Genomic DNA, 13,124 nt, shown 5'->3' with positions numbered 1-13,124 from the left:
CGTCGGCGGCCTTGCGGCTGACTTGTCCTGTGCTGCTCCACTCCACCAACGTAGGTCGGAAAGGGGCGGGAACCGGGTCCGGGACACGCCCTTTGGGTGACCTTGCCCCCGAGAACGACCGAAGGTCGGCGTCACTGGCCGGTTCGGCCCGCCCGTAAACTGGGGGATCGGCCCACCATCCACACTTCAGGAAGTCGCCACCGTGTCGCTCACGATCGGAATCGTCGGTCTGCCGAATGTCGGCAAGTCGACCCTGTTCAACGCCCTGACCAAGAACGACGTGCTGGCGGCCAACTACCCGTTCGCCACGATCGAGCCCAACGTCGGAGTCGTCGGTGTCCCCGACGCCCGCCTGACCAAGCTCGCGGAGATCTTCTCCTCGCAGCGGATCCTCCCGGCGACGGTCGACTTCGTCGACATCGCGGGCATCGTGCGCGGCGCGAGCGAGGGCGAGGGCCTCGGCAACAAGTTCCTGGCGAACATCCGCGAGTCGGACGCGATCTGCCAGGTCATCCGCGCCTTCAAGGACGAGAACGTCGTGCACGTCGACGGCAAGGTCTCGCCGAAGGACGACATCGAGACGATCAACACGGAGCTGATCCTCGCGGACCTCCAGACGATCGAGAAGGTCCTCCCGCGCCTCCAGAAGGAGATGCGGATCAAGAAGGACACGGCGCCCAAGGTCGCCGCGGTCGAGGCCGCGCAGGCGATCCTGGAGAGGGGCGACACCCTCTTCTCGCAGGGCATCCTGCAGGGCTCGGAGAAGGCGGAACTCCTCCACGACCTGCACCTCCTCACCACCAAGCCGTTCCTCTACGTCTTCAACGTGGACGAGGACGAGCTGACGGACGACGCGTTCAAGGCCGAGCAGAGCGCGCTGGTCGCCCCGGCCGAGGCGATCTTCCTGAACGCGAAGCTGGAGCAGGACCTGGCGGAGCTGGACGAGGAGGACGCCATGGAGCTCCTCCAGTCCGTCGGCGCCGAGGAGCCGGGCCTGGCGACCCTCGCCCGCGTGGGCTTCGCGACCCTGGGCCTCCAGACCTACCTGACGGCCGGCCCCAAGGAATCCCGCGCCTGGACGATCAAGCAGGGCGCGACGGCCCCCGAGGCGGCCGGTGTGATCCACACCGACTTCCAGAAGGGCTTCATCAAGGCCGAGGTCATCTCCTTCGCCGACCTCGTGGAAACCGGTTCGGTGGCCGACGCCCGCGCAGCCGGCAAGGCCCGCATGGAGGGCAAGGAGTACGTCATGCAGGACGGCGACGTGGTGGAGTTCCGCTTCAACGTCTGACGTCTGGCCAAGACCTGTGCCCGACCCGCTCGTTGGTGGGTCGGGCACAGGTCGGCTCGTCGAGCTCGTAGACGTGCACGGCGGGTACGCCGTCCTCGTCCTCCACGCACCAGTAGTGCCGGATGCCCGCCTCGGCGTACTTGCGCAGCTTGACGGTCCGATCGCGAGGAGCGGACTCCGGCGAGACGACCTCGACGACGAGCTGGACGTCCTCAGGGGCGAACCAGGTCCAGGTCGGCTTCATAGGGCGCCGTGGTCAGCAGGAGGTCCGGTTCCGGGCGGTTGCGGGCGTCGAGGCGGATCGTCTTCTCCCGCTCGACCTCGACGGCGCCGGGGGCTTGCGCCATGAGTGCCACCGTCATCCGGTGACGACGCGGGCGTGCCAGGACCGCTGGGGCGACATCATGAGAACAAGGGATCCGTCGATCAGCTCGGTGTGGCGTGGTGCTTCCGGGAGGCGGTCCAGGTCCTCCGCATCCAGCCTTCCGCACGCGGCGGGCGCATCCAGTCGGGCAGGGCGGTCATGGAGCAACCCTAGCGATTTCCGCCAGTCGGGGAGGCCGAGCCGTCGGGCGTCCCCTCCACCCCACGTATCCTCAGCAGCTGGGGAACGGGGGAGACGGATCGCGGAGGTGTACTGGTGGAGTTCCGGCTGCTCGGCTCCGTTGCGCTGGTGACGGAGGACGGGGACGTAGCCCTGGGGCCCGCCAAACGGTCCAGTCTGCTCGTCATGCTGCTGCTGCGGCCCAACAGCGCGGTGAACGTCGGTCAGCTGATCGACGCGCTCTGGGAGGAGGAGCCGCCCACCCACGCCAAGACCGTGCTGCAGGGGCACGTCTCCCGGCTGCGGGCGCTGCTCGCCGAGCACGGGGCGGAGGCGTACGGGGTCGAGCTGGCCACGCAGGGGTCGGCGTACGTGCTGCGGATGCCGGAGTCCCTGGTGGACGCGCACCGCTTCGAGGAGCTCGTGGCGCTCGCCGGGGTGCAGCGGCGTCCCGCCGACGCGGTGCGGATGCTGCGGGAGGCCCTGTCGTACTGGCAGGGGCCCGCGCTCACCGGGACCGTGCACAGCCGGCCGCTGGAGGCCGCCGCCGGGGGCCTTGAGGAGCTGCGGCTCGCCTCCGTCGAGTCGCTCGCCGAGGCGTACGGGGAGCTCGGCGAGCACGCCAGGGCCGCCGCCGTACTGCGTACCGAGGCCGTCGCGCACCCGCTGCGGGAGTCCCTCGCGGCCGCGCTGATGCTGGCCCTTGGCCGTTCGGGCCGGCAGTCGGACGCCATCGACTGGTACCACCGCACCCGGCGGCTGCTCGCCGAGGAGCTGGGCGTCGACCCCGGCGAGACACTCAGCGAGGCGTACGCGACGCTGCTGCGCTCCGCCGAGCCTGTGACCGTGCCCCGGCCCGCCGCACCCGTCGTGGTCCCCGCGCCGGAGGGGCTGCCGCGCGCCCCGCGCGGATTCACCGGGCGCGGCGCCGAACTCGCCGCCCTCGACCGGGCCGTACGAGGCGGCGACGGACCCGTCTGCCTGGTCACCGGGCCCGCCGGCGTCGGCAAGACGGCGTTCGCCGTGCACTGGGCGTACGAGCGCCGCGCCGACTTCCCCGACGGGCGGCTCTTCGCCGACCTGCGCGGCTTCAGCGACACCCCCGCGCCCGAGACCGCCGGAGTCCTCCGCGAGTTCCTCCTCGCGCTCGGCGTGCAGCCGCAGCGGATCCCGGAGGCCGTCGAGGCGCGCGGCGCCCTGTTCCGCTCCCTGACCGCCGACCGCCGGCTGCTCGTCGTCCTCGACAACGCCCGCTCCTCCGAGCAGGTCAGGCCGCTGCTGCCGGGCGGTGACCACTGCACCACCCTGGTCACGAGCCGCGACCGGCTCGGCGGTCTCATCGCCTCCGACGCGGCCCGGCCGGTGCCGCTCGGCCATCTCCCCCCGGCCGCTTCCGCCGCGCTGCTCACCACCGTCCTCGGCGAGACGCGCGTGGCCGCCGAACCCGCCGCCGCCGCACGGATCGCCGGGCTCTGCGACGGCCTGCCGCTCGCCCTGCGCGTGACGGCCGCCCGGCTCGCCGAGCGCCCCGGGTGGACGCTCGACGCGATGGTCGGCGAACTCGCCGACGAGCAGAGCCGGCTGATGCTCCTGGACGTCGAGGACCGGGGCGTCTCCGCCGCACTGCACCTCACCGTGCAGCAGCTGCCCGACTCCGCGGCCCGGCTGTTCCGCGCGATCGGCCTGCACACCGGATCCGACCTGGACCGGTTCGCCGCCGGCGCGCTCGTCGGTACGTCCCCGGTGCAGGCCTCCGCCGACCTGGACCGGCTGTCCGCCGCCCATCTGCTCACCGAGCCCGTCCCCGGCCGCTGGATGCCCCACGACCTGGTGCGGCTCTACGCCCGCCACCTCGCCGAGGACGCCGACCCGGAGGGCCTGCGCCGCCTCTTCGACCACTACCTGTACACGGGGCTCGCGGCCGACGCGGCGGCCGAGCCGGGCTCCCAGCCCTGCTATTCGCTGCCCGCCGACGCCCGCAGGCCCGCCGCGATCCTCGAGTTCGAGGACCGTACGGCGGCCCTCGACTGGTACGTGGCCGAGCGCGCCGCCCTGGAGGGCGCCGTCACCGCCGCGGCCGCCCTCGGTCTGCACGACCGGGCCTGGCGGCTCGCCCTGGTGCAGTGGCCGCTGATGCTCATGCGGATCGGGGACGGCTGGACGCCGCTCCTGGAGGCGGGACTCGCCTCGGCCGAGCATGTCGGCGACTTCGACGCGCAGTCGCGCACCAGGGCGCTGCTCGGCTGGATCCTGCACGAGGAGGGCCGGGACGCCGAGGCCCTCGTCCATCTGGAGAAGGCGCCCGGCCTGGCCGCCCGGGCCGGCGACATGATCAGCGAGGCGATCGCGTACGTCAACCACGCCGCCGTCCTGGACGCGACGGGGGAGCACGAGCGGGCCGGGCTGCTCATGGTGCACGCCGTCTCGCTCGCCGACCGCACGGGCCATCCGTCCACCCAGGTGCTCACCCTCCATCACCTGGCGGGGCACTGCATGGAGGCGGGGGACTACGAAGCGGCGCTCGCGCACACCCTTCGCGCCGGGGAACTCGTCCCACCCGACGCGGTGGTCGTCCAGGCCCAGCTGCAGATCGTCAAGGGTGAGGCGCTGGCCGGCATCGGCCGCGTCGACGAGGCCGCCGACCAGCTCGAACGCGCGATCGCGGCGTCCGACGCGGCCGGTTTCACCGAGGGTTCGGTACGCGCGGCGGCGCGGCTCTCGCGCCTGTCAGCGGATCGTTAGCGGTACGCAAGCGGGACGGCAGCGCGAGGCCGGAAGCTGGATACAGCACCGAGGACATGACGTACTCGGAGCCCTGACGCCGGGGCTGTCGCCCCGGCGCATCCACGCCGACCGCACGCTTCACGGGGGAGAACCACCATGCGTACCCACCACAAGTCCACCGTCCTCGCCGCCGCCGCCATCGCCGCCCTCTCGCTCGGCCTGACGGCCTGCGGCGGCACGGACACCGGCGCGAAGGACGCGGGCAGCGCGAGCTCCGCCGCGTCGGACGCGGGCGCCGCCGACAAGGGGATGGGCGGCGCCGCGGGCACCGCCGACCAGACCGCCGCGAAGAGCGGCTCCGGCTCTGCCGGCGGGTCGACGGCCGGTGGTTCGACGGCGACCGGCGGCACGTCCGGCGGCAGCGGTACGAAGGGGAGCACGGCGGGGTCCTCGACGGGATCCTCGACCGGCGGCAAGACCTCCGCCAAGGCGCCCGCCTGCGCCTACGGCGACATCAAGATCACGGCGGCGAAGGCCGACGAGGTCCCGACGGAGCACATCGTCCTCACCGCCACCAACACCTCCGGCAGCGCCTGCACCCTGCTCGAGTACCCGCTGATCGCCTTCGGCCCGATCCAGACCGCCAAGGACGTCCCGGCCGTCGCGAAGAGCAAGCCGGCCGCCCCGGTCGTCCTGAAGCCCGGCGCGCCGGCGTACGCGAACGTGCGGGTCGCGCTCGGCGGGGTCGACGAGGACACCAAGGTCGTGAAGAGCTTCAACGTGAACCTGTTCGCCGCCGGGGGCCCGGCCGAAGGCAGCATCGTCGTCAAGGCGCCCGCGGGCGGCCTGGCCGTCGGCGAGGCCGCCGCGAAGACGGGCTACTGGACGGAGGAGCTCCGCAACGGCGCCGACGAGTTCTGATCCGGCTCCGCCGCTGACGCCCGGGGGTCACTGCGCCAGGCCGGTCTTCGCCCCCGCCCCGCACAGCGGTACGACGGTGAGACCGGGCCTCGGCGCGGCCGCCCGGACCGCCGCCCAGCAGGCCACGCCGGTGGTCTCCACGAAGAGCCCCCGTCCGGCCAACTCCCGCTGAGCAGCGCGGATCTGGTCCTCCGACACCGTCAGGAACGTGCCGCCGGTCGCCCGTACCGCCCGCAGGATCTGATGGGCGCGGGGCGGCGCCGGGATCGCGATGCCCTCGGCGAGGGTGGGGCGGACGGGGGCGGCCTCACCCAGCTCCTCCGCGCCCGCGTGGAAGGCCGCGGCCAGCGGGGAGACGGCCTCCGCCTGGACGGCGACGAGGGCGGGGCGGTTGTCCGTGAGCCCGTGGCGGTGCAGCTCGTCGAGCGCGAGGGCGGCGCCGAGGAGCAGCGTGCCGTTGCCGACGGGGACGACGATCGTGTCCGGGAGGCGGCCGCCGAGTTCCTCCCACAGCTCGTAGACGTAGGTCTTGGTGCCGTGCAGGAAGTACGGGTTGTAGACGTGCGAGGCGTAGAAGGTGCCGGGCTCGTCGGCGGCCGCCCGCGCGGCGCGGGCCGTGGCCTCGCGGTCGCCGGGGACCTCGACGACCTGTGCCCCGTGCGCCCGGATCTGCTCCAGCTTCTTGGGCGAGGTGCCCTCGGGGACGTACACGAGGCGGTCGAGCCCGGCCCGTGCGCCGTACGCGGCGATCGCCGTGCCCGCGTTCCCGCTGCTGTCGGCGACGACCCGGCGGAGGCCGCCGTTCCGTGCGAGTCGGAGGGCGTGGGCGGCGAGCATCACCGCGCCGCGGTCCTTGAAGGACAGGGTGGGCATGAGGAAGTCGAGCTTGGCGGAAACCTTTCCCTCCGCACCTTCCTCCAGGGGGACGAGGGGCGTACGGCCCTCCCCGAGCGTCACCTCCGTCGCGTACGGCATCGGCGGCAACGCCTCCTCGTAACGCCACAACGAATTTCGTCGTGACGCCAGTGACGGGAGTGACACCGGTCCACTGTCGAACTCCAGGTCCCAGGGACCGCGGCACTTCGGACAACACCAGGTGAGAGCGTCCGTGGGCGAGTGGACCCGGCAGCGGGGGCACACGTATGAGGTCATGAAGATCAGCATGTCAGCTGTGTGGCGCGGGTGTTGCGGGCCGCCGAAAGCCCTTGTGAGATTCCTATGGATCAGTCAATCTTTCGCTCGGCAGCCGGATGTCCGAGGCGGTGTGGAGCCACATCGCCTTGTCATGTCCCTGCTAATCCCCCACAGCAACGCACCACCAATGAGGAGGACCCCTCACATGTCAGTGATGCGTGAATCACGGCGCAGAATCGCCACCGCGGCGGCCGTCGCCGTCACCGCCCTCACCCTCGGCACCCTCTCCGCCCTCCCGGCCGCCGCCTCACCGGCCGCCCCGGAAGGCGTCATCGAGAACGCGGGAGCCGAAGGCACGATCGCGGGCAGCTACATCGTCACCCTCGACGAGTCGGCGCAGGCGGAGACCGCCAAGGGCCGTGCCGTGGCCGCCAGGTTCGGCGCGAAGATCAAGCGGACCTACACCTCCGCGATCAACGGCTACTCCGTCGAACTCTCCGAGGCGCAGGCCCGGAAGCTCGCGGCCGACCCCGCCGTGACCTCCGTCGTCCAGAACCGCGTCTTCACGGTCGACGGCACGCAGCCGTCCCCGCCGTCCTGGGGCCTGGACCGGATCGACCAGAAGGCCCTTCCGCTGAACCAGAGCTACACCTACCCGGACACCGCGGGCCAGGGCGTCACCGCGTACATCATCGACACCGGCGTACGCATCACCCACAGCGACTTCGGCGGCCGGGCCTCCTACGGCTACGACGCCATCGACAACGACAACACCGCGCAGGACGGCCACGGCCACGGCACCCACGTCGCCGGCACGGTCGCGGGTACCTCGTACGGTGTCGCCAAGAAGGCGAAGATCGTCGGCGTCCGCGTCCTCGACAACTCCGGCTCCGGCACGACCGAGCAGGTCGTCGCGGGCATCGACTGGGTCACGCGGAACGCCGTGAAGCCCGCCGTCGCCAACATGAGCCTCGGCGGCGGAGTCGACACCGCGCTCGACACGGCCGTCCGCAACTCGATCGCCTCCGGCGTCACGTACGCGGTCGCGGCGGGCAACGACAGCTCCAACGCCTCCAACTACTCGCCGGCGCGCGTCGGCGAGGCCATCACCGTAGGCTCCACGACCAACACCGACGCCCGCTCCAGCTTCTCCAACTACGGCACGGTCCTGGACATCTTCGCCCCGGGCTCCTCCATCACGTCGTCCTGGAACTCCAGCGACTCCGCCACCAACACCATCTCCGGTACGTCCATGGCGACCCCGCACGTCGCGGGCGCCGCGGCCGTCTACCTCGCCGGCAACCCGACGGCCACCCCGGCGCAGGTCTCCACGGCCCTGACGACCGCCGCCACCCCGAACGTCGTCACCAACCCGGGCTCCGGCTCCCCGAACCGGCTGCTCTACGTCGGCGGCGGCACCACCACCCCGCCCGGCCCGAAGTTCGAGAACACCGCCGACTTCGCCATCGCCGACAACTCGACCGTCGAGTCCCCGGTCACCGTCAGCGGTGTCACCGGCAACGCCCCGGCCGCCCTCCAGGTGCCGGTGAACATCGTCCACACCTACATCGGTGACCTCCAGGTCCAGCTCATCGCCCCCGACGGCTCGGCGTACACGCTGAAGGCCTTCGGTACCGGCGGCAGCTCGGACAACATCAACACCACGTACAGCGTGAACGCCTCCTCGGAGGTCGCCAACGGCACGTGGAAGCTCCGGGTCACGGACAACGCGAACGCCGACGTCGGCAAGATCGACTCCTGGGGCCTGCAGTTCTGACCCTGGTCCCGACGGATCGTGAGCAGCACGGAACATGAGCAGCACGGAACACGAGCGGTACTGACGTGAGCGGTACTGATCGCGAGAGGTGAGGGGCGGTCGCCTGTCGGCGACCGCCCCTTCCGTCACTCGTCCCCGTCCCCGTCCCCGTAGAGGTCCGCACAGTCGTTCTCCAGCGGCAGCAGATCGCCCGGCACGGCCTTCCGCGTCCCCGACAGCACCTCGATGCCCGCCGAGAGGACGGCTCGGTGTTCCCGAGCACGCGGAGCACGGTGAGCAGACCGAAGGGCGTCTTCGTCACGCCGACCGGTCGAGCAGGGAGGTGCTCCGGTGGAGCCCGACCAGCTCGCGCCCCGCCCACGGGCCGGTCTGCGGTGACAGCCGGCCCGCGTCGAAGGGTCGGATCCATCGTGTCCGCAGCGACTGGGCGACCGCGACGACGAGCTCCGTGTCCTCGCGGACCGTGGACGACGAGCTCCGTGTCCTCGTCGACCGTGACCGGCATCAAGGGGATCAGCCCGTCCGTGTGCTTGGCCGCCCACGCGTCGAGCCGACGCTGATCGGCCCCGGGGCCGCCGCCGAGGCGGGTATTGCGGAGAGGGCGGCGATCAGACCGCGGGCGGCCGTCGCGGTCGCGTGGGCCCATCGGGCGGTGAGGCGGTTGACGGCTCGTACCGTCGTCGCCGGGATCGTCGGGATCGTCCCCCGCATGTCGCCCCCGCCACCCGGCCGCGTACGATGCGCGACCGATCGTTTGTTCGTGTCGTTCGCCCCGAACAGGAGCACCGTACCCGTGGAGCCGACCCCGCCGACCCCACCTCCTCCGCCGCCGTCGCCCCCTCAGGGGGGCCCGCAGCGGGGGAGTTGGCCCGCGCCGGGGCCGTACACCTCGCCCGGGATGCCGTACACGGCCGGACCCTACGCCGGGACGCCGGGCGGACCGGGCCCGACCGGCCTGCCCGGCGCCGCTCCGTACGGGCAGCCGCCGCGGCGGACCACCAACGGGCTCGCGATCGGCTCCCTCGTCTCCGGCATCGTCTGCTGCCTGCCGCCCCTCGGACTGGTGCTCGGTGTCATCGCTCTTCCGCAGATCAGGAGGCGGGACCAGGCCGGCAAGGGGCTCGCCGTCGCGGGCATCGTCCTCTCCGCCCTCAGCTGCCTGCTGCTCGTGATCGGCATCGCCACCGGCGGCATCAGCACGTTCTGGGGCGGCTTCAAGGAGGGCATGGACGAGGCGGCCCGTTCGAAGTCGCCGTTCTCGCTGCGGACCGGGCAGTGCTTCACCCCCGACGGCAAGCTGCAGGACTACGCGACGGACGTCACGGTCGTCGACTGCGAACGCCCGCACATCGGCGAGGTCACCGGCGGCTTCAAGGTGACCGGCTTCGACAAGTGGCCCGGCGAGGACGCGATCGACGGGATCGCGGAGAAGCGCTGCGAGACGGTCAACGGCGGCTACGCGCTGGACACCTGGGCCGTCCCCGCGGACGTCTGGCTGTTCTACTACCTCCCCAGCAGCCAGAGTTGGCGGCTCGGCGACCGCACGGTGATCTGCGCGTTCGCCAGCGAGAAGAAGCCGTTCAGGGGCTCCGTGCGCTCCGACGCGCCCCTGCTCACCGGCGACCAGGAGTCCTTCCTGAAGACCGTCAACCCGATCGAGACGGTGACGTACCGGGAGCCGGAGGAGGACCCGGACGAGGACTTCACCGCCAACAAGGTGTGGGCCATGGAGGTCCTGGGCGCGATCAACACGGCGTACGCGGAACTGGGACAGCGCACCTGGCCCGCCGAGGCCGCCCCGTCCGTCGCGGCGCTCCGCAAGGAGCTCGCGGCGGCGTCGAAGCGGTGGCTCAAGCTGGCGACGGCGGCCGACGCGGACGCCTACTGGGAGGCGTACGACCCGGCGTGGGAAACCCTGCCAGGGGACCTGGGCGCGGACGCGCGCACCGCGCTCGACCTGACCGGCACACCGCCGGTGGGCCCGGCGGGCGAGGGCGGGTCCGTCTGAGCCCGCGTGTACCGGCGCGCCCGTACGGGACCCGCGTGTGCACCTGAGTACGCGAAACCGGGCCGGGTGCGGGAAACCGGGGCTCAGCACGGGAAACGGGGCCGGGTCTCCCTCGGGAGGCCCGGCCCCGTCGTGTGCGGACCGGGCGGTGGTCCGGGGAGCGGCGGCCCGTGACCGACCGCCGCTCCCCGGTCCACCGCGAGCGGCGGGGCCGGTCCGCGGTCCGGGGGCCCGGCCGCCGCGGGACGGCGACCGGGCGGGGGTGTCAGCGCCGGGTCAGGCCCCGGTCGATGGCGGTGATCAGCTCACCGTCCGCGGTGTCCCCGTCGAGGGACCAGATCATCGCGCCGCCGAGCCCGTTCTGCCGGACGTAGGACGCCTTGGTGCGCAGCACGGTCGGGTCGTCGTACGTCCACAGGTTCGTGCCGTCGAAGAGCCAGGCATGGCCGTTGCGGTAACCGCGGTGGAGCTTGTACGTCCCCGAGTCCGCCAGCTTCTTCAGGTACTTGTAGTCCTCGGAGCCCGCCACCCAGGTCGCGGGCGCGGGGCCGGTCGCCGGCTGTCCGAGGCCGTCGCCGCCGCCGGTGACGCCGGTCCACCCCTGGCCGTAGAACGGCATGCCGACCACGAGCTTGTGGGCGGGAGCGCCGCGCCGCAGCCAGGCCTTCACGGTCTGGTCGACGCTGAAGTCGTTCTTGGCGAAGAGCGCGGACTGCTGGGCGGTGGTCTTCTCGCCGGAGACGTGGAAGTCGTAGCCCTGGAGGTTCACGAAGTCGAAGTCCCGCATGATCTTGGAGACTTCGAAGCCCGCGTCGATCTTGGCGGGAGCGGTGGGCACGTACGCGCTGAGCTCGTAGTGCTTGCGCTGCGCCCTCGGCAGCGAGCGGCCGTAGGCGTCGAGCTGGGTGCGGAACTCCCGTACCAGCTTGGTGAAGTTGGGCTTGTCCTCGGGGCGGATCACGTTCCCGGGGGCGCCGTCCGAGCCGGGCCACTCCCAGTCGAGGTCGACGCCGTCGAAGATTCCGGCGGCGGCTCCGGCTCCGCCGCGGGTGCCGTCGAGGGGCAGGTTGCCCTTGATGTACGTGTCGATGCAGGAGGCGACGAGGGTCTTGCGGCCGGCGTCGGTGCGCACCGCGTCGGAGAAGTGCGCCGAGCCCGTCCAGCCGCCCAGCGAGATCATGACCTTGAGGCCGGGGTTCTTGGCCTTCAGCTCGCGCAACTCGTTGAAGTTTCCGGCCAGTCGCTGGTCGGCGGTGTCGCCGACGCCGTCCACCGAGGTGGCGGCGTCGACCGGGCGCACGTAGTCGGCCCAGGGGTCGGAGCCCGGCGCGTTGCCCATGAGGCACTTGCCGTCGGAACCGATCACGCCGAAGGCGTAGTTGATGTGGCTGAGCTTGGCGGCGGTGCCGCTCGTCTCCAGGTCCTTGACCTGGAAGTTCCTTCCGTAGATGCCCCATTGGGTGAAGTAGCCGATCCGCTTCAGCTCGGGCTTGTGCCCGGACGGCTGGTGCGCGTCGGCGGTGGGGGCCAGGGTGGCGAGGAGACCGAGAGTGGCCGCGGCGGCCGCACCGAAGGTCAGCTTGGTCATGGCTCTGGGACGCATGGGCTCGTTCCTGTGCGAGGCGGGGTGGCGCGTGCGGTGGAGCGTGCGGGTGGCGCGCACGGTGGAGTGCGCGCGCGGGCGAGCAGGGCGATGTGCGCGTGCGGTGGAGCGTGCGTGCGGTGGAGCGTGCTGGCAGGAACGTATTGGTCTGTACCAATGCGGGTCAAGGGGGTCGACGTCGCGTATCCGGGGTGACCGTGGGTAGCAAGAGGTGTGATCTCGGAGTCATCACTTCGAGTGAAACTTTGGCCCACGCTTGCGGATCGCGACCGACGGTTGTCAGTCTGTAGCTTTCAGTCAACCTGAGGGGAGTGTCCAGTGACGTTCGGTGAGCAGCCCGCCTATCTGCGCGTGGCGAGCGATCTGCGGGAGAAGATCGCGAACGGCTCGCTTCCGCCGCATACCCGTCTCCCCTCGCAGGCACGCATCCGCGAGGAGTACGGGGTGTCGGACACCGTCGCGCTGGAGGCCCGCAAGGTACTCATGGCCGAAGGGCTGGTGGAAGGGCGCTCCGGCTCGGGCACCTACGTCCGGGAGCGCCCGGTGCCGCGCAGGATCGCCCGCTCCGGCTACCGCCCCGCATCGGGCGCCAGCCCCTTCCGGCAGGAGCAGGCGGCCGAAGGGGCCCGCGGCACCTGGGAGTCGAGCAGCGAGCAGGAGCCGGCGAGCGGCGAGGTGGCCGAGCGGCTCGGCATCGAACCGGGGGAGCGCGTGATGCGCACGCGGTACGTCTACCGGGACGGCGGCGAGCCCATGATGGTCGCCACCTCCTGGGAGCCGCTCGCCGTCACGGGACGGACGCCGGTCATGCTGCCCGAGGAGGGACCCTTGGGCGGCTGCGGTGTGGTCGAGCGGATGGCCGCCATCGACGTCGTCGTGGACAACGTGGTGGAGGAGGTCGGCGCCCGGCCCGGCCTCGCCGAGGAGCTCCTGGCGCTCGGCGGGGTGCCGGGCCATGTGGTGATGGTCGTGGAGCGCACGTACTACGCCTCGGGTCGGGCCGTCGAGACCGCCGACGTCGTGGTCCCGGCCGACCGGTACCGCCTCTCGTACCACCTGCCGGTGCGGTGACCGTTCAGCGGACCCCGCAGTCCGGGCGGTGTGACCGCGAGTTAACAGGAC

At 72.0% G+C, this 13,124-nt stretch carries 8 protein-coding genes and 1 pseudogene; 6 read left to right on the top strand and 3 right to left on the bottom strand.

What is annotated here, in order from left to right:
• The first annotated feature begins 202 nt into the window (after positions 1-202).
• Positions 203-1,291 carry a redox-regulated ATPase YchF gene (gene ychF / locus ACIP84_RS25670; RefSeq protein WP_187622319.1) on the top strand — a complete coding sequence of 363 codons (1,089 nt, stop codon included), beginning with the start codon at positions 203-205 and terminating at the stop codon, positions 1,289-1,291.
• Positions 1,292-1,340: 49 nt separating this feature from the next.
• Here ychF and ACIP84_RS25665 read toward each other — a convergent pair.
• Positions 1,341-1,816: pseudogene (locus tag ACIP84_RS25665) on the bottom strand (Uma2 family endonuclease); the annotation flags it as partial.
• Between the two features lie 115 nt (positions 1,817-1,931).
• Between ACIP84_RS25665 and ACIP84_RS25660 the strand changes: the two are divergent.
• Positions 1,932-4,577 (top strand): BTAD domain-containing putative transcriptional regulator, encoded by a 2,646-nt coding sequence (locus ACIP84_RS25660; RefSeq protein ID WP_401800620.1) that lies wholly within the window; start codon positions 1,932-1,934, stop codon positions 4,575-4,577.
• A 138-nt stretch (positions 4,578-4,715) separates the two neighbouring features.
• Entirely contained in the window at positions 4,716-5,480 is a 765-nt protein-coding gene (locus ACIP84_RS25655; RefSeq protein ID WP_401800617.1) for a DUF4232 domain-containing protein, read from the top strand.
• Positions 5,481-5,507: 27 nt separating this feature from the next.
• Here ACIP84_RS25655 and ACIP84_RS25650 read toward each other — a convergent pair whose 3' ends face one another.
• Positions 5,508-6,644: a threonine synthase gene (locus tag ACIP84_RS25650; protein ID WP_355967875.1), complete on the bottom strand. Its 1,137-nt coding sequence runs from the start codon at positions 6,642-6,644 to the stop codon at positions 5,508-5,510.
• A gap of 175 nt (positions 6,645-6,819) precedes the next feature.
• Between ACIP84_RS25650 and ACIP84_RS25645 the strand changes: the two genes are divergently transcribed.
• Together ACIP84_RS25645 and ACIP84_RS25640 are read left to right on the top strand one after the other, a co-directional pair.
• A complete protein-coding gene (locus ACIP84_RS25645; RefSeq protein WP_401800615.1) occupies positions 6,820-8,391 on the top strand; it encodes a S8 family peptidase in 1,572 nt (523 codons plus the stop codon).
• An 898-nt stretch (positions 8,392-9,289) separates the two neighbouring features.
• Complete coding sequence (locus ACIP84_RS25640) at positions 9,290-10,399, top strand: DUF4190 domain-containing protein (RefSeq protein WP_401800613.1); 1,110 nt, start codon at positions 9,290-9,292, stop codon at positions 10,397-10,399.
• A gap of 265 nt (positions 10,400-10,664) precedes the next feature.
• On the opposite strand, the gene ACIP84_RS25635 is transcribed toward ACIP84_RS25640, so the two are convergent.
• On the bottom strand, positions 10,665-12,002 hold the full coding sequence (locus ACIP84_RS25635) for a glycoside hydrolase family 18 protein (protein WP_401800610.1): 1,338 nt from the start codon (positions 12,000-12,002) through the stop codon (positions 10,665-10,667).
• Positions 12,003-12,320: 318 nt separating this feature from the next.
• On the opposite strand from ACIP84_RS25635, the gene ACIP84_RS25630 reads away from it, so the two are divergent.
• Entirely contained in the window at positions 12,321-13,073 is a 753-nt protein-coding gene (locus ACIP84_RS25630; protein WP_030320623.1) for a GntR family transcriptional regulator, read from the top strand.
• Positions 13,074-13,124 lie beyond the last annotated feature (51 nt).

The sequence above is a fragment of the Streptomyces sp. NPDC088707 genome, assembly GCF_044752725.1.
Classification (GTDB): Bacteria; Actinomycetota; Actinomycetes; order Streptomycetales; family Streptomycetaceae; genus Streptomyces.
This window is presented reverse-complemented; position numbering and strand designations above follow the sequence as displayed.